The sequence below is a fragment of the Streptomyces sp. NPDC037126 genome (assembly GCF_055605965.1).
The window spans coordinates 68011-93657 of sequence record NZ_JBVJTD010000024.1 but is presented as its reverse complement, the minus strand read 5'-3'; the positions used below and the strand labels follow the sequence as shown (position 1 = coordinate 93657).

General features: G+C 73.3%; 21 protein-coding genes. 15 read left to right on the top strand and 6 right to left on the bottom strand.

What is annotated here, in order from left to right; all coding sequences use genetic code 11:
- Positions 1–10 precede the first annotated feature (10 nt).
- Complete coding sequence (locus tag ACZ7FF_RS36775) at positions 11–556, bottom strand: hypothetical protein (protein WP_470818032.1); 546 nt, start codon at positions 554–556, stop codon at positions 11–13.
- Between the two features lie 161 nt (positions 557–717).
- Between ACZ7FF_RS36775 and hmgA the strand changes: the two genes are divergently transcribed.
- From hmgA to ACZ7FF_RS36755, 4 genes are all read left to right on the top strand, one after another.
- Complete coding sequence (hmgA, locus tag ACZ7FF_RS36770; RefSeq protein WP_470818031.1) at positions 718–2028, top strand: homogentisate 1,2-dioxygenase; 1311 nt, start codon at positions 718–720, stop codon at positions 2026–2028.
- Between the two features lie 45 nt (positions 2029–2073).
- Positions 2074–2820 carry a GntR family transcriptional regulator gene (locus ACZ7FF_RS36765; RefSeq protein WP_470818029.1) on the top strand — a complete coding sequence of 249 codons (747 nt, stop codon included), beginning with the start codon at positions 2074–2076 and terminating at the stop codon, positions 2818–2820.
- A 66-nt stretch (positions 2821–2886) separates the two neighbouring features.
- Positions 2887–4038: a type ISP restriction/modification enzyme gene (locus tag ACZ7FF_RS36760; protein ID WP_470818028.1), complete on the top strand. Its 1152-nt coding sequence runs from the start codon at positions 2887–2889 to the stop codon at positions 4036–4038.
- Positions 4039–4137: 99 nt separating this feature from the next.
- Positions 4138–5334, top strand: a complete 1197-nt coding sequence (locus ACZ7FF_RS36755; RefSeq protein ID WP_470818026.1) for a CaiB/BaiF CoA transferase family protein — start codon at positions 4138–4140, stop codon at positions 5332–5334.
- A 48-nt stretch (positions 5335–5382) separates the two neighbouring features.
- Here the strand turns inward: ACZ7FF_RS36755 and ACZ7FF_RS36750 are convergent, their stop codons facing one another.
- The 3 genes from ACZ7FF_RS36750 to ACZ7FF_RS36740 form a co-directional block, all read right to left on the bottom strand.
- Positions 5383–5649, bottom strand: a complete 267-nt coding sequence (locus ACZ7FF_RS36750) for a hypothetical protein (RefSeq protein WP_470818024.1) — start codon at positions 5647–5649, stop codon at positions 5383–5385.
- Positions 5650–5775: 126 nt separating this feature from the next.
- On the bottom strand, positions 5776–6588 hold the full coding sequence (locus ACZ7FF_RS36745) for an anti-sigma factor (protein WP_470818023.1): 813 nt from the start codon (positions 6586–6588) through the stop codon (positions 5776–5778).
- A complete protein-coding gene (locus tag ACZ7FF_RS36740) occupies positions 6585–7127 on the bottom strand; it encodes a sigma-70 family RNA polymerase sigma factor (RefSeq protein WP_470818021.1) in 543 nt (180 codons plus the stop codon). The genes ACZ7FF_RS36745 and ACZ7FF_RS36740 overlap by 4 nt, the downstream gene beginning before the upstream one ends.
- 208 nt (positions 7128–7335) lie before the next feature.
- Here ACZ7FF_RS36740 and ACZ7FF_RS36735 point away from each other — a divergent pair, with 208 nt between their 5' ends.
- The 4 genes from ACZ7FF_RS36735 to ACZ7FF_RS36720 all read left to right on the top strand — a co-directional run bounded on the left by ACZ7FF_RS36735 (position 7336) and on the right by ACZ7FF_RS36720 (position 13730).
- Entirely contained in the window at positions 7336–8877 is a 1542-nt protein-coding gene (locus tag ACZ7FF_RS36735; RefSeq protein WP_470818020.1) for a DUF4331 domain-containing protein, read from the top strand.
- 93 nt (positions 8878–8970) lie between these two features.
- Complete coding sequence (locus ACZ7FF_RS36730) at positions 8971–10602, top strand: tetratricopeptide repeat protein (RefSeq protein WP_470818019.1); 1632 nt, start codon at positions 8971–8973, stop codon at positions 10600–10602.
- On the top strand, positions 10599–12098 hold the full coding sequence (locus ACZ7FF_RS36725; protein ID WP_470818017.1) for a nickel transporter: 1500 nt from the start codon (positions 10599–10601) through the stop codon (positions 12096–12098). Before ACZ7FF_RS36730 ends, ACZ7FF_RS36725 begins: the two co-directional genes overlap by 4 nt.
- Positions 12099–12143: 45 nt before the next feature.
- The gene (locus ACZ7FF_RS36720) at positions 12144–13730 is read left to right on the top strand and encodes a protein kinase domain-containing protein (RefSeq protein WP_470818015.1); all 1587 of its coding nucleotides are present in this window, start codon (positions 12144–12146) and stop codon (positions 13728–13730) included.
- Positions 13731–13748: 18 nt separating this feature from the next.
- Here the strand turns inward: ACZ7FF_RS36720 and ACZ7FF_RS36715 are convergent, their stop codons facing one another.
- Positions 13749–14555 (bottom strand): SGNH/GDSL hydrolase family protein, encoded by an 807-nt coding sequence (locus ACZ7FF_RS36715; protein WP_470818014.1) that lies wholly within the window; start codon positions 14553–14555, stop codon positions 13749–13751.
- Between the two features lie 391 nt (positions 14556–14946).
- Here ACZ7FF_RS36715 and ACZ7FF_RS36710 point away from each other — a divergent pair, with 391 nt between their 5' ends.
- The 5 genes from ACZ7FF_RS36710 to ACZ7FF_RS36690 all read left to right on the top strand — a co-directional run bounded on the left by ACZ7FF_RS36710 (position 14947) and on the right by ACZ7FF_RS36690 (position 22148).
- Complete coding sequence (locus ACZ7FF_RS36710; RefSeq protein ID WP_470818013.1) at positions 14947–15261, top strand: hypothetical protein; 315 nt, start codon at positions 14947–14949, stop codon at positions 15259–15261.
- 390 nt (positions 15262–15651) lie between these two features.
- Positions 15652–16473, top strand: a complete 822-nt coding sequence (locus ACZ7FF_RS36705; protein ID WP_470818011.1) for a glycosyltransferase family 2 protein — start codon at positions 15652–15654, stop codon at positions 16471–16473.
- Positions 16470–17483 (top strand): glycosyltransferase family 2 protein, encoded by a 1014-nt coding sequence (locus tag ACZ7FF_RS36700; protein ID WP_470818009.1) that lies wholly within the window; start codon positions 16470–16472, stop codon positions 17481–17483. Before ACZ7FF_RS36705 ends, ACZ7FF_RS36700 begins: the two co-directional genes overlap by 4 nt.
- On the top strand, positions 17480–18280 hold the full coding sequence (locus ACZ7FF_RS36695) for a polysaccharide deacetylase family protein (protein WP_470818007.1): 801 nt from the start codon (positions 17480–17482) through the stop codon (positions 18278–18280). Before ACZ7FF_RS36700 ends, ACZ7FF_RS36695 begins: the two co-directional genes overlap by 4 nt.
- A complete protein-coding gene (locus ACZ7FF_RS36690) occupies positions 18273–22148 on the top strand; it encodes a lipopolysaccharide biosynthesis protein (RefSeq protein ID WP_470818006.1) in 3876 nt (1291 codons plus the stop codon). Before ACZ7FF_RS36695 ends, ACZ7FF_RS36690 begins: the two co-directional genes overlap by 8 nt.
- A 16-nt stretch (positions 22149–22164) precedes the next feature.
- Here the strand turns inward: ACZ7FF_RS36690 and ACZ7FF_RS36685 are convergent, their stop codons facing one another.
- Positions 22165–23583 carry a GH39 family glycosyl hydrolase gene (locus ACZ7FF_RS36685; protein WP_470818004.1) on the bottom strand — a complete coding sequence of 473 codons (1419 nt, stop codon included), beginning with the start codon at positions 23581–23583 and terminating at the stop codon, positions 22165–22167.
- A 130-nt stretch (positions 23584–23713) separates the two neighbouring features.
- Here ACZ7FF_RS36685 and ACZ7FF_RS36680 point away from each other — a divergent pair, with 130 nt between their 5' ends.
- Complete coding sequence (locus tag ACZ7FF_RS36680) at positions 23714–24808, top strand: DUF5925 domain-containing protein (RefSeq protein WP_470818002.1); 1095 nt, start codon at positions 23714–23716, stop codon at positions 24806–24808.
- A 15-nt stretch (positions 24809–24823) separates the two neighbouring features.
- Positions 24824–25594, top strand: a complete 771-nt coding sequence (locus ACZ7FF_RS36675; RefSeq protein WP_470818001.1) for a DUF72 domain-containing protein — start codon at positions 24824–24826, stop codon at positions 25592–25594.
- The last annotated feature ends 53 nt before the right edge of the window (positions 25595–25647 follow it).

Sequence of the window (25647 nt, the reverse complement as noted above, 5' to 3'; positions counted from 1 at the left end):
GATGCACTCATCACGAGGAGGTGCCGCCCGCCGCGGGCGCGGTCCCGCCCGGGGTCCCGGCCGACACGGTGACGTCCGCCGTGCTCTGCACGGGCCTGCCGTGCACGGCCCACACGGTGCCGTCGTCGGCGTACAGGCGCGCGGTGACGTGGTGGGTGCCGCGCGGCACGAGGCGGTCGGGCAGGTGGTACCGGCGGGTGCGCAGGGCCGCGACCCGGCGGCCGTCGACGAAGAGGCGGGCGAGCCCGCGCCCGGTCACCGCGGCCGGCCGCGCCCCGGCCGGCGAGCAGCGGAAGTGGTGGAAGGTCAGCCGGACGTCCCAGCCGCCGGCGGGGTCCGGGGTCACCTCGACGCCGACCTCGGGGGCGTCCTTCCTCGGGACCTCGCGCAGATGCCGGCCGGTGTCGTCGGTGCCGTCCAGGAGCGTGCCGGCCGGCGAGGGCGAGGCGTCGCCCGCGGGCGCCGCGCCACCGGCACAGCCCGCCGCGCCCAGCGGCAGCAGGACGCCCACCGCGAGCGCGGCGAGCGGTCCGCGCGCCCACTTCGTCCAGGACATGCCCGGGAGCGTATGTCACCGGCCCGGCACCCCGAATCCGCCTGAAGTCTGGTTCCGGGCCCACCTCAGGGGGAGGACCGCAGGCCCTCTTGCGCGGCACGGCGCTGATTCCTACGGTATTACATAGGAATCACGAAGCGCGAAGGAGCGTGGGAGCGATCATGAGCGGGGACGCGCGCAAGACCGCCGAGGGCCTGTCGTATCTGACCGGGTTCGGCAACGAACACTCCTCGGAGGCGGTGCCGGGCGCCCTGCCCGAGGGCCGCAACTCGCCGCAGCGCGCGCCGCTCGGCCTGTACGCGGAGCAGCTGAGCGGTACGGCGTTCACCGAGCCGCGGGCACACAACCGCCGCTCCTGGCTGTACCGCATCCGCCCGTCGGCGGCGCACCCGGCGTTCACCCGCACCGGCAACGGCGCGATCCGCACGGCCCCCTTCACGGAGACCGTGCCCGACCCGAACCGGCTGCGCTGGAACCCGCTGCCCGAGCCCGGTGCGGGGACCGACTTCCTCGCGGGCCTGTGGACGCTGGGCGGCAACGGCGACGCGACCCAGCGCACCGGCATGGCCGTGCACCTGTACCACGCCAACGCCTCGATGGAGCGGGTCTTCTCCGACGCCGACGGCGAGCTGCTGATCGTGCCGGAGCGCGGCGGGCTGCTGCTGCACACCGAGTTCGGCCGGCTCCACGTGGAGCCCTCGCACGTGGCGCTGATCCCCCGTGGGGTGCGCTTCCGTGTGGAACTGCTGGACGAGTCCGCCCGCGGCTACGTGTGCGAGAACTACGGCGCCCCCTTCCACCTCCCCGACCTCGGCCCCATCGGCGCCAACGGGCTCGCCAACGCCCGGGACTTCCGGGCGCCGGTCGCCGCGTACGAGGACACCGAGGGCCCGGTGGAGGTGGTGAACAAGTTCTGCGGAAACCTCTGGACGGCCACCTACGACCACTCCCCCCTCGACGTCGTGGCCTGGCACGGCAACCATGTGCCGTACGTCTACGACCTGCGCCGTTTCAACGTGATCGGCACCATCTCCTACGACCACCCGGACCCCTCCGTCTTCACGGTCCTGACCTCGCCGTCGGACACCCCGGGCCTCGCCGGCGTCGACTTCGTGGTCTTCGCGCCGCGCTGGCTGGTGGGCGAGGACACCTTCCGGCCGCCGTACTTCCACCGCAACGTGATGAGCGAGTACATGGGTCTCATCGAGGGCGCGTACGACGCCAAGACGGAGGGCTTCGTGCCGGGCGGCGGCTCCCTGCACAACATGATGTCGGCGCACGGCCCGGACCGGGAGACCTTCGACCGGGCGAGTGCGGCCGAACTCGAGCCGCAGAAGATCGACGACGGGCTGGCCTTCATGTTCGAGACCCGCTGGCCGCTGACCCTCGCCCCGCACGCGACCGGGGCCGACCACCTCCAGCAGCGCTACGACGACGTGTGGCAAGGCCTGGAACGTCACTTCCGGGCGTGACGCCCTCGTTGCGCTGAACGTTCATCGACAGGTACGGATATCCGCGTGACCTCCTTCGCCCCGGACTCGATCGTCCTGAACCGCAAGCTGCCGCTCTGGTACCAGGTGTCGCAGTCGCTGCGCGCCTCGATACTCGGCCGGTCGCCCGCGGACCCGCTGCGCCTGCCCACCGAGGAACGGCTGGCGGAGCACTACGGGGTGAGCGTGCTGACCATGCGGCAGGCGCTCAAGGAACTGGAGGACGAGGGGCTGATCAGCCGGCACCGGCGGCGCGGCACGTTCATCGAGCCCGCCGCACGGCGCGGGACCCCGGTACGGCTGCTGGGCTCGGTGGACGCCATCGTGGCCCAGCAGTCCGGGATGACGACGGAACTGCTCGGCCACGGTCCGGCGCCCGTACCGGCCGGGCTCGCCGAGTACTTCCCGGACCTGCCCCAGGTGGCGACGTACCACCGCCTGCGCAGCGACGAGAAGACCGGCGAGCCGACCAACCACGCCGTCAACCACGTCCGGCCCGAACTCGCCGCGCTGATCGACCTGGACGACCTGGTCCGCTGGCCGATGACGAAGGTGCTGCGGGACGTCGTCAAGGCGGACATCAGCCGTATCACGGACACCGTGGAGGCGCGGCTCGCGGACCCGGACACCGCGCGCCTGCTCCAGGTACCGCTGCTCAGCCCGATCCTGCACTACACGGGCGTGACCTACGACGCCGAGGGCCGGGTGCTGGACGTGGCGGTCATCCACTACCGGGGCGACCGCTTCTCCTTCACGGTGACCCTGGAGGCGTAGCGCTCCCCGGCGCCGCCGGTCGCCGGTCGCACGGTTCCCCACGCCCCTCCGGGGCGCTGCCGTACCATGCCCAGCGTGACGCCCGACGACGCTCCGCTGCTCGCGGACCTCATGCCGTGGTCCGTCGCACCGCTGCGGCCGGGCCGCGCCTGGCCGACGGCACCCGACCCGGCCTCGCTGCGGGCCCGCTGGGACGCCCTGCTGAAAGCCGAAGGACCGGACCGTGAGGCGCTGTTCGAGCCGACCCGCGCCCGTGGCCTCGGCTCGGCCGTCGGGCAGCTGCCCGGCCGGGCCACGGACACCCAGCGGCTCGCGCGCGCCGAGGGCCCGTGCGCGGAACCGGTCCGGGTCCTGGCCGCCCCCTTCGACGAGCAGTGGCTGATCCCGGACCACCGACTGATCGACGCGGCCCGCCCCGAGCTGTGGCGGGTGGCGGACGAGCACCAGGTCTTCGCCGTGGAGACGGGCGCCGAGGAGCCGCTGCTCGCCACGTCGCTCCTGCCCACGCTCCGCACCGGCCGCATCCGCCCGCTCCACCGCCGCCCCGGCGGCACCGAACCGAACCTGGCCCCCGGCCTCCTGGACCACCTGGGCGCCCGCCTGGGCCTGCGGCCCACGGCGTCCGACATGCTGGCCTGGATCCTCGCCACGACCCGTCCCGACCTCACGGTCCCGCTCACCGGGGACCCGGAACTGTGGTCCGCGGGGGTGGAGTCGGGCCGCCGGATGTTGTGGCTGATGCGCCGTGACGGCGAGCGCCCCAAGCTGCCGGGCGGCCGCCGCCCCTACGTCCGCGCCCCGCTGCCCGCCCGTCCCCTGGCCCTCCACTACGACCGCGACGAGGAGAGCCTGCACCTCGACGAGGGCCGCGTCTCCCCCGTCCCGCCGGAGGCCTGGGACTACGAGGTGGCCGGAGTCCGGGTCCTGGAGACCTGGTTCGCGGCCCGCACCGCCCCCGCCGAGCCGGGCACCCTCGCCGCGATCCGTCCGTCCACCTGGCCGCAGTCCTGGACGTCGGAACTGCTGGAGCTGGTCACCGTGCTCGCGCTGCTGGCACAACTCCGGCCGTGGCGGAGCGGGTCGAAGGTCGCGTCACCGGTCACGGCGAGCGACCTCCGGCGCGCCGGCGTCCTTCCGGTACCGGCCGCGGCCCGCCGCCCCGCCTCGGTGCTCGACCACCGCGAGGAGGGCCCCGAGGGCCAGTTCACCCTGATCTGACGCCGTGCTCCGGGGCGAGGGCGCGAGGGCTCCCTCCTCCGGTGCCCGGCACCGACCGGGTACTGACAGCGGCGGCGGTCAGGGGAGATCATCCACTCCATGGATCTTCTCCCGCTGCCCCTGGAGGGCATCACCGTCGTCGCCGTCGAACAGGCCGTGTCCGCGCCCTTCGCGACCCGGCAGCTCGCGGACCTGGGCGCCCGGGTCGTCAAGGTGGAGCGGGTCGACGGCGGGGACTTCGCGCGCGGCTACGACACCGCGGCCGCCGGTCTCGCCTCGCACTTCGTGTGGTGCAACCGCGGCAAGGAGTCCATCGCCGTGGACCTGAAGGATCCGCGCGGCCTGGACGTCGTACGACGGCTCGTCGCGGACGCGGACGTGTTCGTGCAGAACCTCGCGCACGGGGCGGCGGGCCGGCTGGGCCTGGACGCGGCCACGCTCTGCGCGGCGCACCCGAGGCTGGTCGCCGTGGACATCTCGGGGTACGGCGGCTCTGGGCCGTACGCGGACAAGCGGGCGTACGACATGCTCGTGCAGTGCGAGGCGGGGCTCGTCTCGGTGACCGGGACGCCGGAGCGGCCGGTGAAGGCGGGGATCCCGGCGGCGGACATCGCGGCGGCCATGTACGCCTTCTCTGGCGTGCTGGCGGCGCTCGTCCGACGTGGCACCACGGGACGGGGCGGGCCGGTGGAGGTGTCCATGCTGGAGGCGCTCGCCGAGTGGATGGGCCACCCCCTGCACCACGCCATGCACGGCGGGCGGCCCCCGGCGCGCACCGGGCTCGCGCACGCCGTCATCGCGCCGTACGACGCGTATTCGACGGCGGACGGCGGACGGGTGCTGTTGTCGGTGCAGAACGACCGGGAGTGGCGGCGGCTGGCCGAACGGGTGGTGGGCCGACCGGAACTGGGCACCGACCCGGCGTACGCGACGAACGCGGCACGGGTCGCGAACCGGGAGGGGACGGACGAGCTGGTGGCGCGCGCACTCGCCGTGCTGGACGCGGACGAGGCGGTCGAACGTCTGGAGAAGGCGGGCATCGCCTGTGCGCGGCTCAGGGACCTCAACGAGCTGGCGGAGCACCCGCAGCTGGCGGCCCGGGATCGCTGGCGTCAGGTGGGTTCGCCTGCCGGGCCGCTGCGGGCGCTGCTGCCTCCCATCACACTGCCGGGCGGGGACGAGGCACGGATGGGCGACGTGCCCGCGCTCGGACAGCACACCGGGGCGCTGCTGCGTGCCGTGGGGATGACGGACGACGGGATCGCAGCGTTGCGCCGGGACGGCGTGGTGGCCTGAGCGCGGGCCCTGGACGGATCCAGGACCGCCGGTTCGCCCGGTGGGTGCTCAGTGGCCGCCGAACAGCGAGCGGCGCAGTCGGCGCAGCGGTGCGAAGAGGGAGACACGGCTGACCCGCGCGCGGCGGTCACTGCGCTCGCGCCTGGTGTCACGTGCCGTCAGCTCAAGCATCAGCGAGGTCGCCTCGATCGTCTCACGCTGCGGTATGGCGGGACCCGCCAGTACCGACAGATGGCGGTCGAGGCGCGAACTTGTCGCGCTGCTCCCGCAGGTGATCGCAGGGACCCTGGCCCTGCTGCGTGTTATCTGCTCCATGTCACTCCCCACCCGTACGAGTCCACCCGGCCCGGGCAGGGTAACCCTATCGCCCCAGGGCGGCACGCGTGTATCTCGGCCACAGGATTCACCTTCCCTGTAAGGGGGTTGACCATCCCCCGTTGACTACTCTCCGAATCCGACCGATTTCAGGGTGAGTTGGACAATGGGCTGGCCGGTGGGCTGGACTGAGCCCCCGTCGGGCTCGACGGTTACGGCGAGTGACGTCGAGGAGGTGTCGAGGCCCTTGGCGACCAAGGGCGTGTCGCCCGCGAAGAGCCCGAGGGAGCGCGGTTGCACGCGGGGGCGCATGAGCCAGAGCTGGTGTACGCGTCCGGCGGGCGGGGTTCCGTATCCGCTCAGGGTGACGACGGCCTCCCGCTCCGATGCGGAAGCGATCACTCCCATTGTCCGGCCCCGGGCGTCCCTGCTGCTCGTGGCGCGGGCGTCGGGAGCGGCCAGAACGTGGGCGATCTCACGTGTCCGGCCCCGGACGGCGTCGAGCTGCTCCTGGCCGCGGTGCGCCTGGACGGCGAAGAGGGAGGCGACCACGAGGGCCGCCGCCGCGGTGACCGTGGCGAACGGCACGAACAGGGGGCGCGTCCGGGGCGTACGGGTGCGGCCCGGCGGGGGCTGGGTGCCCCAGACGTGCGGCGGCAGCTGGGGCGCGCGCGCCTGGGCCGGTCCGTGCTCCTGCGGGGTGGCGCGCACGGCGGCCAGCACCCGGTCGCGCAGGGCGGCGGGCGCGGGGGCCGCCGTGGACCAGGCCAGGCGCACCGCGTCCTCGGCCAGGTCACGCACCTCGGCGGCGCAGCGGCCGCAGCCCCGCAGGTGCTTCTCGAAGCGGCGCCGCTCGCCGGGGTCGAGGGCGTCGAGCGCGTAGGGCGCGGCGAGGGAGTGCGGGTCCTCGCCGCCCAGCAGTCGGCGGAAGAGGCTCACGCGGCACCTCCCAGGCACTCGCGCAGCCTGGTGAGCCCGTCGCGCATCCGCGTCTTGACGGTGCCGAGCGGCAGCGAGAGCCGCTCGGCCACCTCGCGGTAGGTGTAGCCGTCGTAGTAGGCGAGGGTGACGGACTGTCGTTGCAGGGCGGTGAGCCGGTTCAGGCAGCGGCGCACCCACTCGCGTTCGAGTCCGGCCTCGACCTCCTCGGTGACCTGGTCGAAGGCGGGTTCCCCGGCCCGCAGGGCCTCCCGCTGCTCGCGCTCGCCGGCCGCGCGGGCGCTGCGCACCCGGTCGACGGCCCGGCGGTGGGCGAGGGTGAGGATCCAGGACAGGGCGCTGCCCCGGGCCGGGTCGAACCGGGTGGCGGAGCGCCACAGTTCGAGCAGCACCTCCTGGGCGACCTCCTCCGACTGGGCGGGGTCGCGCACGACCCGCCGGACGAGCCCGTAGACGGGTCCGGACACCAGTCCGTACAGGTCCTCGAAGGCCCGCTGGTCGCCACCCGCCACGAGCACCAGCAGCTCGTCGGCCGCCATGCGGTCCCCTTCACCACGGCCGCAGCCGGCCCTTCTTCGCGCACCGCGCATCCGCACCGAGACACACCTCCCGACGGTGTTACGGATCAGCGGGCCGAAAACGCGGGTCGGGGCCCCGGAAAAAGATTTCGCCCCGGGGACCAATCCGGCCCGCCCACCTGCTCCGAATGCCCGGTCGTCAGGCAAGACGGCACGGAGGACGGACGGCATGACACCTCTTATCTCCAGGAGCGGCACGAGGCGCAAGGGCCTCGTCGCGCTCATCTGCGGTGCGCTGGCCGCCGGGGGGCTCACGGCCGCCGGCGTCGCCACTCTGGCACCCGGGACGGCATCGGCCTCCTCCCACCGGGAGGCCCCGCTGATCTCCGGGACCCCGCAGTACGACAACACGGACCTGTACGCGTTCGTGAGCCCGGACAAGCCCGACACCACGACGATCGTGGCGAACTGGATCCCGTTCGAGGAGCCGGCGGGCGGCCCGAACTTCTACACGTTCGCGGACGACGCCCAGTACGACATCCACGTCGACAACAACGGTGACGCGCAGGGCGAGTTGGTGTTCCGCTACACCTTCAAGACCCACACGAAGAACGGCAACACGTTCCTCTACAACACCGGTCCGGTCACCAGCCTGGACGACCCGGACCTCAACATCACACAGACGTACGACATCGACCTGATCCGGCTGAAGAAGCAGCACGTGGTGTCGGACACCAAGCTCGCGGACGACGTGCCGGTCGCGCCGTCGGACGTCGGCAAGGCCTCCATGCCGGACTACGGCAAGCTGCGCTCGCAGGCCGTGTACCGGACGGCGGGCGGCGCCACGACCTTCGCGGGGCAGGCGGACGACCCGTTCTTCGCGGACCTGCGCGTCTTCGACCTGCTGTACGGCGGGAACCTGTCCGAGGTCGGCCGGGACACGCTGAAGGGCTACAACGTCAACTCCATCGCCCTGCAGGTGCCCAACGACCTGATCCGCGAGTCGGCCGGGCAGCCGGTCGTCGGCCTCTGGTCCACCACGCAGCGCCGCAACGCGCAGGGCTACTACAGCCAGGTCTCGCGGCTCGGCAACCCGCTGGTCAACGAGGTCGTCAACCCGCAGAAGGACAAGGACCGCTTCAACGCCTCGCAGCCCCTGTACGACGGGCAGTTCCTTAAGAACGTCACCGATCCCGAGCTGCCGAAGCTCGTCGAGGCGATCTACAAGATCAAGGCGCCCGCCACTCCGCGCAACGACCTGGTCGACGTCTTCCTCAAGGGCGTCAAGGGCCTCAACCAGCCGCCGAACGTGCGCCCGGCGGAGGAGCTGCGCCTGAACACCTCGATCAAGCCCAGCGCGCATCCCAAACGGCTGGGCGTGCTGGACGGCGACAACGCCGGGTTCCCGAACGGGCGCCGGCTCACCGACGACGTGATCGACGAGGCGCTCCAGGTCATGGAGGGCGAACTGGTCGGCTCGAAGAACGACCTGGGTGACGCGGTCGACAAGAACGACAAGGGCTTCGAGAAGTCGTTCCCGTACATCGCCGAGCCCACGTCCGGCTCGCGCGGGCAGCTCGCCAAGGGCACGACCGCCGGGGCGGACGTGCGCAGCCAGCTGGGGAACGCGCTGCAGCCCGCCGAGCCGTCCGGCGGCGACTCCGGCAACACCACGCTGATCGCCGCCTCGGCGGCCTCCGGCGCCGCCGGGATCCTGCTGATCGGCACCGCGCTCGCGTGGTGGCGCCGGCGCATCCGGCGTCCGTACTGACGCCTCTCCCCCATCCGGACCGGCGCGGCCCGCACCCCCACGGCGGGCCGCGCCACCCCCTTTCGACCACCACCAGGCGACCGAGGAGAGGGCATGCCCCCGCGCACGAACGACGCCGAGACCGGCGACCGGCGACCGAGCACCCACCGCACCCCGTCCACCGCGTCGGAGCACGCCCTTGAGGACACGCCCGATCGGCCACCGGGCGCACAGGGCCGCTCCGGAGACGTGCCCGGCGCCGGGGGAGCGTCCGGCGAGACACCTGAAACCGACGGCACGTCCGTGGCGAAGGGCCGGTCCGAAGAAGCACCCGGCGCCGACGGCACGTCCGGGGAGGCGCCCGGCGTGGAGGCCCCGGACGGTGGGGAGCGGGTGGCCGCCGTGCGGCGGGTCGCCGCCGCGGGGCGGCGGTGGCGGGCCCTGCGGATCGCCGGCTGCGCGGTGCTGCTGGCGACCGCGCTGACCGGTGGGGCGATCGCGCTCGGTGCGGGGCGGGCACCGGCCTCCGTGCCGGTCGCCTCCACCGCCGTCGACCCCGGTGTGCTGAACGGCGGCAACCTGGACGCGAGCATCGCGGCGCTCCAGGCGCACCTGCGCGGCCAGCCGAAGGACGCCGGCAGCTGGGCCACCCTCGGCCTGGCCTACGTCGAGCAGGCGCGGACCAAGGGCGACCCGTCCCGGTACCCGCAGGCGGACAAGGCGCTGCGGCGGTCCCTGTCGCTGGCCCCGGACAACGACCAGGCCCTGGCCGGCCGCGCCGCCCTCGCCGCCGCCCGGCACGAGTTCAAGGACGCCCTGACCTACGCGGACCAGGCCCTGCGGCAGAACCCGTACAGCGAACGCGCGCTGTCGTCCCGCATCGACGCCCTGGTCGAACTCGGACGGTACGCCGAGGCGTCGCGGGCCGCCGACACCGCCGACGCGCGCAAGCCCGGCGTACCGGTCTTCACGCGGTACGCCTACGTACGCGAGCTGCGCGGCGACGTCACGGCGGCCCGGCGCGTGCTCCAGCAGGCCCTGTCCGGCGCCACGTCCCCGGGCGACGTCGCCTACGTGGCCACGCAGCTCGGCCAACTCGCCTGGAACCAGGGCGACTACAGGGCCGCCCTCGGCTACTACGCGCGCGCCCTGGCCGCCGACGACGGCTATCTGCCGGCGCTGGAGGGCCGGGCCCGCGCACAGGCGGCGAGCGGGGACCGGGCCGCGGCCGTCAAGGGCATGGAGGCGGTGGTCGCGCGCTATCCGCTGCCCGCACCGCTCGTCGAACTGGGCGAGCTGTACGAGGCGCGCGGGGCGGCCGGCGACCGCGCGCGGGCCAGGCAGCAGTACGCCCTGGTGGACGCCTGGATCGCGCTGGCCCGCGCCAACGGCGTCAACGCGGACCTGGACACCGCGCTGGCCGCCGCCGAGCACGGCGACAAGGCGGCCGCGCTGCGGGCGGCCCGCGCCGAATGGGCCCGCCGGCACACCGTGCACACCGCGGACGCCCTCGCCTGGGCGCTGCACGTCAACGGCCGCGACAGCGAGGCCCTGCCGTACGCCCGCCGGGCCACGGCGACCGGCTACCGCAACGCCTCCTTCCGCTACCACCTCGGCGTGATCGAGCTGGCCACCGGCCACCGCGCGGCCGGCCGCTCCGCGCTCGCCTCGGCCCTGAAGCTGAACCCCGGCTTCTCGCCGCTGGGCGCCGCCGAGGCCCGCAAGGCGCTGGAGGCCACGAAGTGAGGCCGCGCCGGCTGCTCGCCGTCCTCGCCGGCTGCGCCCTCGCGCTGCTCCCGGCCGCCACCGCGAGCGCGCATCCCCTGGGCAACTTCACCGTCAACCGCTACGACGGCCTGGTCGCCGCCCCCGGGCAGCTCCGCGTCGACCACGTGGAGGACCTCGCCGAGATCCCGGCCACCCAGGCCAGGCCGGACATCGCCCGCCTGGGCATGGCGGAGTGGGCCCGGCAGCGCTGTGCCCGGGCCGCCGCGGGCAGCCGGCTCACCGTCGACGGCCGTCCGGCCACGCTGACATCCGGTGGCGGCACGGCGCGCCTGCGGCCCGGCCAGGCCGGGCTGAACACGCTGCGCGTTCAGTGCCGGCTGACGGCCGGGCTGCCCCGGAACACCGGCGTGGCCCTCGGCTTCCGCGGCGCGGGCGACACGGGCGGGCCCGGCTGGCGGGAGATCACCGCGCGCGGCGACCGTATGACGCTCACCGCGACGGACGTGCCGAAGCGGTCGGTCTCGCACGAACTGACCACGTATCCCAAGGACTTGCTGTCCTCCCCCGCCGACACCGTCACCGCCTCCCTGCGGGTGCGCCCGGGCGGCCCCGCGCTCGCCCGGGAACGGCAGGAGGCCCCGGGCGCCGCCGTGCTGCCCCGGGGCGCCGACCGCTGGACCCGGGCCCTGGACGGCCTCGTCGCCCGTCACGACCTGACCGTGGGCTTCGCCGCGCTCGCGCTGCTCGTCGCGGTCGTCCTCGGCGCGCTGCACGCCCTCGCGCCGGGGCACGGCAAGACCCTGATGGCCGCGGCCGCCACCGCGCGCGGGGGCAGGGCCAGGCTGCGGGACGTGCTTCCCCTGGCCGCCTCGGTGACGGTGACGCACACCCTCGGCGTGGTCGCGCTGGGCCTGCTCGTCACCGCCGGCTCCGCCGCCACGCCCTCGGTGATCGCCTGGCTGGGCATCGCCAGCGGCGCCCTGGTCCTCGCGGCGGGCACCGGCCTCGTACGCCGGGCCTGGCGCCACCGGTCGCCCCCGCACGCACACCCCCACGGCCACGGCCGTCCCCACGAGCACGACCACCCGCACGACCACGACCGTCCCCATGACCACCCGCACCAACACACGCACTCCCACGGCGGCGTCACCCACTCGCACCCCGCCGCCCCCACCCTGCGGGGCACGCTCCTGCTCGGGTTCGCGGGCGGGCTCGTGCCCAGCCCGTCCGCCGTGGTCGTCCTCGTCGGCGCGGCCGCGCTCGGCAAGGCCTGGTTCGGGCTGCTGCTCGTCGTGGCGTACGGGGCCGGTCTGGCGCTGACGCTCACGGCGGCCGGGTTCGCGGTGGTCCGGCTGGGGTCGGGGGTGTCCCGGGTGCTGGAGCGGCGCCCGCGCTGGACCGCGCACCCGGTGGCCGCTCTGATGCGCCGGACGCTGCCGCTCGCCTCCGCGTTGCTGGTCGTGGCACTGGGTACCGGATTGGTGCTCAAGGGGGCCGCATCCGCACTCGGTTGAGCTACTTTTGTGGAGAATTCGCGCGAGATGCCTTGGGGGCCGCCCGTGTCCGAAGAGCCGGGCCGTGAACGTGTGATCGCGGGCCGCTACCGCTTGCTGGCCCCGCTGGGCGAGGGCGGCATGGGGACCGTGTGGCGCGCCCGCGACGAGGTGCTGCACCGCGAGGTGGCGGTCAAGGAGGTGCGGGCCCCGGCCGGGCTGCCCGGGGCCGAGGTCGAGCGGATGTACGCACGCCTGGAGCGGGAGGCCTGGGCCGCGGCCCGCGTCTCGAACCGCAACGTGGTCACGGTGTACGACGTGGCGGTGGAAGGCGGCCGGCCGTGGATCGTGATGGAGCTGGTGCGCGGACTGTCCCTCGCCGACCGGCTGGAGGCGGAGGGCCCGATGTCCCCGCAGCGGGCCGCGCACATCGGTGCCGAGGTGCTGTCCGCGCTGCGCGCCGCGCACTCCGCCGGGGTGCTGCACCGGGATGTGAAACCGGCCAACGTGCTGCTGGCGAACGACGGTCGGGTGGTGCTGAGCGACTTCGGCATCGCCTCGGTCGAGGGCAGTTCGGCGCTCACCATGACCGGTGAGGTGGTCGGCTCGCCCGAGTTCCTCGCTCCGGAACGGGCGCTGGGGCGCACGCCGGGGCCCGAGTCGGATCTGTGGTCGCTCGGCGTGCTGCTGTACGCGGCCGTCGAGGGGGTCTCCCCGTTCCGGCAGGACACCCCGCTGAGCACCCTGCGGGCGGTGGTCGACGAGGAGTTGCCGCCGCCGCGCCGGGCCGGGCCGCTCGCCCCCGTCGTCGAGGGGCTGCTGCGCAAGGACCCGGGGGCGCGGCTGCCGGCCGAGGTGGCCGAGCGGGAGCTGCGGCTCGTGGCGGCGGGCGGCTCGCCCCGCGCGCGGACCGCGCCGGTGTCGCCGTACACCGCCCCGACGGTCGCGGCGCAGCGCGGACCGGGCCCCGCCACACCGCCGTTGCCCGTGGCGGCGCCGGCCGGGGACCCGCCGGGGCGCGGCCGGCGTGCCGGGCTGGTGCTGGTGGTGGGCGTGCTCGCGCTGGTGCTCGCGGTGGCCGGACTGGCGTACGCGCTGATGAACCACGGGGGCGGTGGGAACGGCACGGCGGGCGGCGGCGCGAGCGCCGGCACGACGTCCGCCCACCGTCCCAGCGGCAGCACCGACTCGGACACCGGGGCGCCCGCGCCCACGCACAGCGCCGGCGCTCCGGCGAGCACCGGGCCCGCCCAGTCCGTGCGGGTCACGCTGACCGGTGCGCACACGGCGTACTCGGGGAGCTGTCCGCCGCCGGACGGCGAGGCGCCCGCGTTCACGGCGACGTTCACGGTGGGGCGGCTGCCCGCGCAGGTGGAGTACCGGTGGGTGCTGGCGCACGGCTCGGTCTCGGACCCGGGGTGGAAGACGCTGTCGTTCCCGTCCGGCGGCGACAGGACCCGGCAGGTGCGGGTGACCGTGTCGGCGTACTCGGACAGCGGGACGATCGACAACGCGGTCAGTGTGGAGGTGCGGGCTCCGGTGCGGACCGCGTCGGACTCGGTGCCGTTCTCGGTGACGTGCGTGTCACCGACGGAGACCCCGTCGGACGGGGCCTCCGCTTCTCCTTCGGGCTCGCCCGGAAGTTCACCCTGACGGGCTCACCCGTGCCGGTCAGGAGGCGCTGGTGAACACCGGCAGGTAGGCGCCGGACTGGCCGGCCGCGGTGGGGTGGTACGACTCGCCGATGTCGAGCCAGTTGACGCTGTGCAGCCAGGAGTCGCTGGAGCAGATCTCATGGCTGGAGAACGCCGAGCGGACGTCCCCGAAGACGAAGTTGTGGGCCTGGGCGCGGGCCTGGATGGCGCTGTCGATCGTGTCGGCGGCGCCGTTTATGGCGGAGCGCTTGGTGTCGGAGAGTCCGAGGCAGGTCTGGCCGAGCAGGTAGAAGCGGGGGTAGCCGATCACGACGACCCGGGCGTTGGGTGCCTTGGCACTGATCGCGTTGTACACCGCGTCGAGCTTGCCGGGGAGCGTGGAGCTCACGTACGCCTTGGCGGTGTTGATCCGGGAGAGGCAGGAGCTGTCGGACTGGAGCACGCAGGTCGTCATGACGTCCGAGAAGCCGGCGTCGTTGCCGCCGATGCTGATGGACACCAGCGAGGTGGAGGAGTTCAGGGAGCCGAGCTGGTTGGCGAGCACGTCGTCCGTCGTGGCGCCCGAGCAGGCGTTGAAGGCGAACGAGGCCGGGCTGTGGGCGGCGTTCCACAGGTACGGGTACGCCTTCGTGCTGCGGTCGCAGTCGCCGCTGGAGCCGATGTAGCTGCCCGAGCCGACTCCGGAGGAGTAGGAGTCGCCGAGTGCCACGTAGCCACCGGACGCGGCCGTCGCGGACGCCTGCGCCGAAGCGGCCCCGGTGAGACCGAGGCCGGCGGCGAGGAGGAGCGAGGTCACGAATCCGGTAAGTCGGGAACGTCTCATGGAACCTCCCTTTAGCAGGATCTCTGCGTCAACTGTCGTACCAACTACGCGTGTTGACGGGAAGTGTTCATGCCAAGACTTTTGCGGTCTCAACAGGATCAACGCGAAACGTTCACTGCTCATCTATTGCGCGTGCATGCCAAATATGGTGACGCCGCGTCACGGGCGATGAGCAGAACGAATGTTTAAAGAGGGACCGTCCGTCTTGACGCCCTCCCCGGCCCTGCGTCACATTGAAGCCCGGCATCCGGCGCGTCGGGGGGCAAAGTCGCCAATGCAGACCTTAGGCATCAAGACACCTTCATCAGACGGTGGCGCGGACGGCGCCCGGGGAGCACGGCCAGGTCCGGGGAGGGACCTGTCGCCGCTGCTCGCGGGGGCCGCGACCGCCGTGGCGGCGACAGGCGCCCTGCTCGCTCTCATCGGCTCCGCTTCTCCGCTGCGCGGTCCGTGCACCCTGTTCTTCCTGCTCGTGGCGCCGGCCGTGGCGATCGCCGCGGCACTGCGGGGGCTGGATTCCTTCGGCCGGATCCTGTGCGCGCTTGCGGGCTCGGTCGTGGTCAACATGCTGGTTGCCCAGGGCATGCTCGCGGTGCACCGCTGGTCGGTCCGCGGCGGAGTGGTCGCGGTGACCGTACTGAGCCTGCTGCTCCTGCTCCTGGTTCTGGCCCGGGAACGAATTTCCGGAAAACGCACACAAGGGTGAGCAACGTGGGCCAAAGTTATGTAACGGCCGAACCAACAAAAACGTGAGGCAGCCTTCCAGGTCTTGCCTTTCGGGTTCAACCGTCAATACCGTCTAGATCTCACCCGCATCGGTTCGTCGGCACACGGCTCAGGGGAGGGCTCAGGGCCGCGGCGAGGCCGGCGCGGGGCGCGGTAGGGGGGTGCCGTGCTCGGTGACCGCAACTGTGACCGAGCCGTGCCGCGCGACCGGCTGCCGTCTTGTCCGGCGGTCCGGCCAGCTTTGCCAGCTCGTCCGCGGGTACGAAGATCCATCCGCCGTGCCGTGGAGGAGAAACCCCCCTTTCGAACCGGACACACAGCCGGGCCGCCCAGGGGCGGGCGGTCCCGCCGGACGAGAGGGAAAAGACTCATGAGTTCTGTTCTGCGCCCGCCGAGTTCGGGCCAAGATCCGTTAATCGCCAGCCACTACCGGCCTATCTCCTCTCACCTGGCGATCACCCCGCCGGTGAGCGTGGTGATCCCCGCCATGAATGAGGCGGAGAATCTGCCCTACGTCTTCAAGACACTTCCGGACTGGATTCACGAGGTCGTCCTCGTGGACGGCAATTCCACGGACGACACGGTCGACGTCGCCCGGTCCCTGTGGCCGGACGTCAAGGTCGTCGAACAGCACGGCCGGGGCAAGGGGGATGCCCTGATCACCGGATTCGAGGCGTGCAGCGGCGACATCATCGTGATGGTCGACGCGGACGGCTCGGCCGACGGCGGCGAGATCGTCTCGTACGTCTCCGCCCTGGTCTCCGGCGCCGACTTCGCCAAGGGGTCGCGCTTCGCCAACGGCGGCGGCACCGACGACATGACCTTCATCCGCAAGCTCGGCAACTGGGCGCTGTGCACCGTCGTCAACCGCAAGTTCGGCGCCCGCTACACCGACCTGTGCTACGGCTACAACGCGTTCTGGCGGCACTGCCTCGACAAGATCGACCTCGACTGCACCGGCTTCGAGGTCGAGACCCTGATGAACATCAGAGTGGTCAAGGCCGGCCTCAAGGTGCAGGAGATCCCCAGCCACGAGTACCTGCGCATCCACGGCACGAGCAATCTGCGGGCCGTGCGGGACGGGATCCGGGTGCTGAAGGTCATCCTGAAGGAACGCTCCAACCGGCGTGCCCTGCGCCGCCGGGTGCACCACTCGCCGCTGCTCACCACCGGGCGGGGAGAGGTGTCTTGAGAGATCCCGGCATCTCCGTCGTGATCTGTGTGTACACCGAGGACCGCTGGGAGGACATCCTCGCGGCGGTCTCCTCGGTGCGCGCGCAGTCGTACCCCGCGCTGGAGACGCTCCTGGTCGTGGACCACAACCCGGCCCTGAAGGACCGGCTGGCCCGCGAGTACAAGGAGACCGACGGCGTCCGGGTGCTGCCCAACGCCGGCCCGCGCGGCCTGTCCGCGGGCCGCAACACCGGCATCGCCGCCTCGCACGGCGAGGTGATCGCCTTCCTCGACGACGACGCGGTGGCCGAACGCGACTGGCTGCGCCGCTTCGCCGAGGGGTACGCCGACCCGCGCGTGCTCGCGGTCGGCGGCCGCACCGAGCCCGTCTGGGCGTCCGGCCGCCGGCCCGCCTGGTTCCCGGAGGAGTTCGACTGGGTGGTGGGCTGCACCTACCGGGGCCTGCCGCCCGGTCGGGTCGAGGTCCGCAACGTCCTCGGCGGCAACGCCTCCTTCCGGCGCACGGCGTTCGAGGCGGCGGGCGGCTTCGCCACCGGCATCGGCCGCGACGGCGACCGCCGGCCGCTCGGCTGCGAGGAGACGGAGCTGTGCATCCGGCTCACCCGCGCCCGCCCCGACGCCGTGCTCATCATCGACGACCGGGCGGTGATCCACCACAGGGTGCCCGCGCCCCGCGAGCACTTCTCCTACTTCCGCACCCGCGCCTACGCCGAGGGCCTGTCCAAGGCCCTGGTGGCCAGGAGCGTCGGCGCGGACAAGGGCCTGGAGTCCGAACGCCGGTACACCACCCGCGTGCTGCCCGCCGGGGTCGCCCGAGGCCTGCGCGACGCGGTGCTCGGCCGGCCGGGCGGCGCGGGGCGCGCGGGCGCGATCGTCGCCGGGGTGCTCACGGCCGCGGGCGGCTATGTGGTGGGGAGCGTACGGGCGCGGCGCGCAGCGGCCGCCTTCTCGGTCGCAGCGATCGGCAACGGCCCCGGAACGGGCGACGAGCCAGGGGGACCCGCGTGAGCGACATGCCCGTACCCATCCTCATGTACCACTCCGTCGCGACCTCTCCCAACGACGCCACCCGGGTCCTGTCGGTCGCGCCGGAGGCGTTCGCGGAACAGATGGCGCTCATCGGCGACCTCGGGCTCACCCCGGTCTCCACCGCCGGCCTCGCGGCCCACTGGCGCGGCGGCCGCCCGCTGCCCGCCAGGCCGGTGCTGATCACCTTCGACGACGGCTACGAGGGCGTGCACCGGCACGCGCTGCCCGTGCTCGCCAAGCACGGCTTCCCGGCCACCCTGTTCGTCTCCACCGGCTGGCTGCGCGGCGAGCACGACACCGGGGGCGGCCTCGACACCATGCTCGACTGGCGGCAGGTGCGCGAACTGGCCGCCGCCGGTGTCGAGATCGGTGGGCACAGCCACACCCACCCGCAGCTCGACCAGATCCCCGACGAGGCGCTGCGGGCCGAGCTGACCCGCTGCACGGAGATCGTCGCGGACGAACTCGGCGCCCGGCCGCTGTCGTTCGCCTACCCGTACGGCTACTCCAGCCGCCGGGTCCGCCAGGCCGTGCGCGCGGCCGGGTACGCCCAGGCCCTCGCCGTCGGCAACGCGCTCGCCCGCCGCCGCCAGGGGCCCTACGCGCTGCGCCGGGTCACCGTCCGCCGCACCACGGACGTCGAGGAGTTCGAGCGGCTGCTCCAGGGCCGCGCCATCGCCCGCACCTTCGCCAGGGACCGTGCCCTCACCCAGGGGTACGCCCTCGTCCGCAGAGCCCGCCAGGTCCGCCGGAAGGCCATTCGTTCCCGTGTCTGACACGACCACCACGACCGAGTCCGCCACGACCGACGACACCGGGGCGCCCGAGAGGACCGGGCGCCGCCTCCGGCTGCCCGGGACCGGCCGGTCCTCCGACGGCAGCCCGCTGTTCCGCAACGCCTACGCGCTGATGCTCAACACCGGCATCTCCGCCGTCCTCGGGCTCGGCTTCTGGCTGGCCGCGGCACGCTACTACTCCGAGTCGGCGGTCGGGCAGGGCTCGGCCGCCATCGCCGCCATGAAGTTCCTCGCCGGACTGACCGCGGTGACACTGACCGGCGCCCTGGCCCGCTTCATCCCGGTCGCCGCGCGGCGCACGGGCCGGCTCATCTTCCGTACCTACGCGGGCAGTTCCCTGCTGGTGGCGCTCGCCGGCGGCGTCTTCCTGCTGACCCTGGACACCTGGGGGCCGTCGTACCGCTTCCTGCACGGAACGGTCAACGGGCTCGGGTTCATCGTGGCCGTCGTCGCCTGGAACGTGCTCACCCTGCAGGACGGGGTACTGACCGGGCTGCGCAGCGCGACCTGGGTGCCGGTGGGCAACACCGTGTTCTCGGCCGTCAAGCTGGCCCTCCTCGTCGCGTTCGCCGTCGCCGTCCCGACCGCCGGCGTGTTCGTCTCCTGGGTGGCCGCGATCGGCACCTCGGTGGTGCCGCTGGGCTGGCTGGTGTTCCGGCGGCTCGTGCCCCGGCACGTGAAGGCGACCGAGGGGCGCACCGAGCCGCCGACGCTCAGGCAGGTGGGCCGGTTCCTGGCCGGCGACTACACCGGCTCGCTGTTCTCGCTGGCCGTGATCTACCTCGTCCCGGTGATCGTCGCCGCGCAGGTCAGCTCCGCCGAGAACGCCTACTTCTACATCGCCACCACCATCGGCGGCACGACCGACCTGCTCGCCATCAACATGGGCGCCTCGCTCACCGTCGAGGGCTCGCACGACCCCGGGCGGCTGGCCGCCAACACCCGGGCCGCGCTGAAGCGGATGGCCCGGATCATGCTGCCGATCGCGGCCCTGTGGATCATCGGCGCGCCCTGGATCCTCGGTGTGTTCGGCGGGGGCTACGCGCACGCGGCGACCCCGCTGCTGCGCTGGCTCGCCCTCGGCTCGGTGCTGCGGGTCGTGATCGAGACGTACTTCGCGGTGCTGCGCGCGCGGAGCCGCACCGCCGGACTCGCCTGGCTGCAGGGCCTGTTGTGCGTGCTGGTACTGAGCCTGACGCTGCTGCTCCTGCCCCGGATGGGACTGACCGGCGCGGGCGTCGCCGAGGCCGTGAGCCTCGCGGTGATCGCCGCGATCGCCGCGCCGCGGCTCTGGAGGACGATCCGGACCGTGCCCGACACCGTGCCCGAAGCGGTGGCGCCCGACGGGGACCTCGCCGACCTCGGCGCGCTCCCCCACTCCGCGCTCCGCTCCGCCGGGACGGGCACCAGCGGGCCGGCCGACTCCCGGCCCCGCCGGCACAGTCCGGCCTGGGCACTGGACTCGGACACCCTCGCGCTCGGCATCCACGTGGACTTCGACCACGTGGAGCGCCGGCCGGACGTCCGCCCGGGGCCCGGCACCCCGCCCGCGGGCACACACCTGCCGGAACTCCATGGCGAGGAGCGGGAACCGGGCAGCGAGGCCTCCCCGGGGCCGGCCCGGGCCGGTCTGCCTCCGGGGGCGGAGGCAGAAGCGCCGTACTCGGCCGCCGAGAGGGGAGTACCGTTCACGGCCGCGAGGACGGAGGGGCCGTTCACGCAGACCGCGGGAGAGGCCGGTGCGATGCCCGAGGCCGCCGTACCGGAGGCGTCCACGGCCGGGGAGCCCGTGCCCGGCGGGCCGCGACCGCCCGCCTCGCTGCGGGAGCGGCTGCTGCCCACCCGCTCCGGAGTCGTCCTCGGCTGTCTGCTGATCGCGGCCCTGCTGCTGTACTGGGTGCCCGCGCTCCGGCTCGGCGAGACCGACCTGGACCGGATGGGCGGCCTCGGCCTGATCTCGGTGCTGCCGCTGCCGACCCTCGTCGGAGCGGCCCTGCTGATCACCGTGTTCGCCGGGCTGCTGTGGCTGCGCCGCGAACACCGGACGCTGCTGCTCGTGACGCTGCTCGCGACGGTCGTGTCCCTGCACGCGCTGCCCGCCGTCATCGAGACCGAGCCGCGGTTCCCGACGGCCTGGCAGCACCTGGGCTTCCTCGACTACATCGACCGCACCGGGTCCGCCGTGCCGTACCTGGACGCCCGCTGGAGCTGGCCGGGCTTCTTCGCGGTGGCCGCGTTCGTCGGCCGGGCCTGCGGGGTCACCGACTTCACCGAGGTCATCCGCTGGTGGCCGACCGCCATCCAACTCTCCTATCTCGCGCCGATGTTCCTGCTCACCCGGTCGCTGCGGGCGAGCTGGCGGGCGAAGTGGACCGGCGTCTGGCTGTTCGTGCTGTGCGGCTGGGTCGGCCAGGACTACTTCTCCCCGCAGGGCTTCACCTATCTGCTGTACCTGGTGTTCGTGGCGATCCTGCTGGTCTGGTTCCGTCCGCCGCGGATGCTGTGGGCGAAGTTCCGCCCGGGCGAGGCCGAGGTGGAGCCGGCCGACCGGCGCCAGCGGGCCGTGCTGCTGCTGGTGCTGATCGGCCTGTACGCGGCGAGCGTCCCTGCTCACCAGCTGACCCCGTTCGTGATGCTGGGCGTGCTCGCGGTCCTCGTCCTGCTCGGCCGGTCCGAGCTGCGCGGCCTTCCCCTGCTGTTCGCGGTGCTGGTCGCGGTGTGGGTCGGCTTCATGGCCGAGCCGTACTGGTCCGGCCACTTCAACGACCTCTTCGGCGGGGTCGGCGGGGTCGGCAGCAATGTCTCCACCTCGGTATCCGGCCGCATCCAGGGCGGGGACCCGACCCACAAGCTGGTGCTGTACACGCGGGTGCTGCTGGCCGGCGCCGTGATGACCTTCGCCTGCTGGGGCTGGTTGCGCCGGCGCCTGCACCGCTACCGCGAGCGGTCGCTGCTGGTGCTCACGTTCGTGCCGTTCCTGGGCTTCGGCATGCAGTCGTACGGCGGCGAGATGGCGCTGCGCGTCTTCATGTTCGCGGTGCCGGGCGCGGCCCTGCTCGGCGCCCTCGCCCTGTTCCCGCGCGCCGGGGTCGACGCGCGGGAGCGCGAGAAGGACCGCAGGCGCCTCGGCGCGCTCGCGGCGCTGCTGGCCGGGCTGCTGCTGATGGGCGGCTTCCTGGTGGCCCGCTGGGGCAACGAGCCGTTCGAGCGGACCCTGCCCGGCGAGGTCACGGCGATGGACTGGGTGTACGCCCACGACAAGCCGACGGTACGGCTGCTGTGGCTGAGCAACGACACGGTCGACGACGTGACCCCGGCGATGCCGTGGGGCGCGAGGGACATGGAGCGGGTCGACTACGTCCCGACCCTGGCGCCGACCGATCCGGTCCTGGTGTCCGGCCTGGTCAAGTCGCTCAAGGACGCGGGCCCGAACTCGTACCTGATGATCAACCGGAGTCAGGTGACGTATCTGCGGATGGACGTCGGCTACCCCGCGGCCTGGGAGCCCCGGCTCATCAGGAGCCTGGACGACCGGCAGGAGCTGTCGAAGGTCCTGGTCAACGATGACGTCACCGTGTACGCGCTGCGCAGGCAGCCGGCGGGCCCCGTGCCGAAGCCGCATCCCGGGCCGATCGGGCCGCGGGTGACGTGGACTCCCTGGTCGGTGGTCGGTGCGCTGGCCGCCGTCGCGCTGATCCTGCTGCTGGCCGCCCGTGAGGTGGTCCGGGTCGCGGTCCGGCCGGGCGTGCGCCGGCTGCGCCTGCTGCAGGGCAGTTTCTGGTTCGCGCTGCCGCTGCTGGCGGTGGTGCTGGCCTCGCTGGTGCAGCGGTTCCTGACGATGAAGTGAGGGCGGCCCGGCCGGGTCACCGGCCGAGCCACTTCACCTCGTACGGCCGCATGTCGAACCGCTTGCCGTCCACCTGGGCGCTGATGGTCCGGTTCACCGTGTTGACCACCAGGACGGTCCGGTCGCTTGCCAGGACGCGGACGTTGGGCACGTCGTCCGGGGCGACGGACACGCTGCGGTACCTGGTGCCGGGCGGGAAGGCCTTGCCGAACCGGGACACCAGGTCGTACATGGGCAGCGGCTGTCCGCCGCCGGCGCCGTCGGTCGGTGTCCACAGGCAGCCGGCGCAGCCGGTGCCGGTCTTCTCCTCGGGGTTCCAGTAGAAGCCGGAGCCGGCGCCGCCCTTGACCATGGCGATCATGCCGGTGGCCTGGACGGCCACCCGGTGCGGTTCGGACCAGCCCTTGCGGTCGTCGTTGCCGTCGCCGGGCTCCACGTAGTACTCGGCCCACCACAGGGGCAGGTCGTGGGTCTGGCGCCGCACCCACCGGCCGACCGCCGTCAGTTTGTCGGTGGCCGCGAACTCGTTCGGCAGCAGGTCGTCGTCCCGGGTGTAGCTGGAGCCGTCGACCACGGCGAAGTCGGCGCCGGCCTTGTGGGTGTTCCAGTAGGTGAAGGCGTCGAGCACCCGCTGGTCCATGGCGCCCCAGGGGCCCCTCAGTTCGGTCGAGGCGTTCTGGTCGCGCGCATCGACGCTGTCCATCACCAGGTAGGGGCCGCCCACCATGATGTCCTTGTCGACCTTCTTCAGCGCCCGGTACACGAGGTTGTACATCCTGGTGTAGCCCTCGTAGTCCCAGCGGTCCCGGGAGTCGTTCCAGAAGCCCTTGAACTCGTTCCAGACGATGAAGTGCTTCACGTCGGGGTAGCGCCGGGCGACGGTCGCGGCGAGGTTCGCGAAGTCCTCGTAGTGGGCGGGCGTGGGCGCGGTCTCCAGGGCGGCCTGGCTCCAGTCGGTGTTGTCCACCCCCGCCCTGCCGCCCTTCATCCAGTCCGGGGAGCAGCACAGCGTGATCACCGGGGTGCCGCCGGAGGCGCGCATGAAGTCGACACGGCGGTCGAGGTCGCCGAAGTCGTAGTGCCCCTCGACCGGTTCGGGGTTGTCCGCGCCCCAGCCCATGATGTGCTGGTTCTGCGGCAGCCCGCCGTTCCCCCCGAGCAGCTGCCGCACCCGCGCGGAGGCGGCCGACGCGCCCTCGTCGGCGCTGTACTGGGTGTGCGTGAAGCCCCAGCCGACGTACGGCTCCGGCTTCGCCTGTGCGGTGGCCGGGGTTCCGTGCACCTTGTCGCCGTCACGCGTGGTGCCGGTGGTGCTGGGACCGCCGGACAGCGTGCTGATCAGGGTCACCACCAGGGCCAGCGCGGCCGCGCCCACACCGAGCAGAGCGGTGAGTCGCCACCGCCGAGTATCCGAATCCCACCCATGACGTCCCATCAAGGGCAACACTAACCGCGGAATCCACCCGTCCGGCAGGTCTTGGAGGCACCCGGAACAGTCTTGGAACACCCGGAACAAGCGGCGGAAATGCCGTGCGCGGAGGGCATCGGTGACGGATCATGGCGGCATGTCTGCTAACCCACACGACGCTCTGCCGATCCGGCTCCACGTCGACGACTCCGACTCGCCGTCCGACGTCGTCGACGCGCTGTTCCTCGGCCGCTTCGCGACGGGCGAGCAGCCGTACTCGCACGCGGCGAACATCGACCGCGTGCGCTCCGGCGCGACCCTGCTGCCGGAGGGCGCGCAGGTGCTGCGGGTCGCCCGTGACGACGACCGCAGCGCCACCCTCGCCGAGGGCGAGGGCTGGACCCTGCTGGTCTCCCGCTGGAACCGGGGCGCGGACGTCACCGTGACCGCGACCAGCGCCGAACTGGCGCAGCGGATCCTGGACCAGGCCACCGACGGCGCGGCCGACGAGCCCGAGCCGCAGCCGGAGAACGTGACGATGGGCTTCTGGTACGTCTCCCCGCGCCGCGGCCCGCACCGCACCACCCGCCAGATCTCCGCGGGCACCTGGGACGAGGTCCGGCCCAACTACACCGGGCCGGTGGCGGACGCGATGGACCGGCTGATGAAGACGACCCCCGAGGACATCGCGGGCCGGCTGCTGCTCCTCCACGGTCCGCCCGGCACCGGCAAGACCTCCGCGCTGCGCACCCTCGCCCGCTCCTGGCGCGACTGGTGCCAGGTGGACTGCGTCCTGGACCCGGAGCGCCTCTTCTCCGACGTCGGTTATCTGATGGACATCGCGATCGGCGAGGAGGACTCGGCGGGCAAGGGCCGCTGGCGGCTGCTCCTGCTGGAGGACTGCGACGAGCTGATCCGCGGGGAGGCCAAGCACACGGCGGGCCAGGCCCTGTCGCGGCTGCTGAACCTCACCGACGGCCTGCTCGGCCAGGGCCGCAACGTCCTGGTCGGTGTCACCACCAACGAGGACCTGGAGCGCCTGCACCCCGCCGTGGTCCGCCCCGGCCGCTGCCTGGCCCGTATCGAGGTGGGGCCGCTCACCCGCCGGGAGGCGGCGAACTGGCTCGGCACCGAGGAGGGCGTCGGCCGGGAGGGCGCGACGCTGGCCGAGCTGTACGCGCTGCGCCGGGGCACGGCGCCGACCTCGGTGCCGGGGGCGCGGGAAGGCGCGGACGCGGGTCTGTACCTGTAGTGCTTTGATGAAGGCATGACCTTGTTCGTCGGCACCTCCGGGTGGCAGTACAAGGACTGGCGGGACCTGGTCTACCCGGCCGGGGTCCCGACCCGGCTGTGGCTGGAGGAGTACACCCGGCTCTTCGCCACCGTCGAGATCAACAACGCCTTCTACCGGCTGCCGTCGTACGACACCTTCGCCGCGTGGCGCGGGCGGGTGCCGGGGGACTTCGTGGTCGCGGTCAAGGCCAGCCGGTATCTCAGCCACATCAAGCGGCTGAAGGATCCCGAGGAGCCGGTCGGCCGGCTGATGTCCCACGCGGCGGGCCTCGGCGGACGCCTGGGCCCGGTCCTGCTCCAGCTGCCGCCCACCCTGCGCGCCGATCCGGCGCTGCTGGACGCCTGCCTGGCCTGCTTCCCGTCCGGGACCCGGGTGGCCGTCGAACCCCGCCACGACTCGTGGTGGACGCCCCGGGTGCGCGAGGTGCTGTCGTCCCGTGGCGCGGCCCTGTGCTGGGCGGACGTGCTGGCCCGCCCGGTCACCCCGCTGTGGCGCACCGCCGGGTGGGGCTACGTCCGCTTCCACCAGGGCCGCGCCCGGCCCTGGCCGCGCTACGGCCGGCGCTCCCTGGAGACCTGGGTGGACCGCATCGCGACGACGTGGTCCGACGCGGACGACGTGTACGCGTACTTCAACAACGATCCGGGCGGGGCCGCGGTGGAGGACGCGGTGACGTTCGGGAGGGCGGCGCGGCGGGCGGGGCTGACGGTGACGAGGGTCCCGGAGCCCGCGGGCCACCGGTAGCCGGCCCCTGCCGCGGGGCGCGTGCCGGGGGCGCCGACGCGGCGGGATGTTCG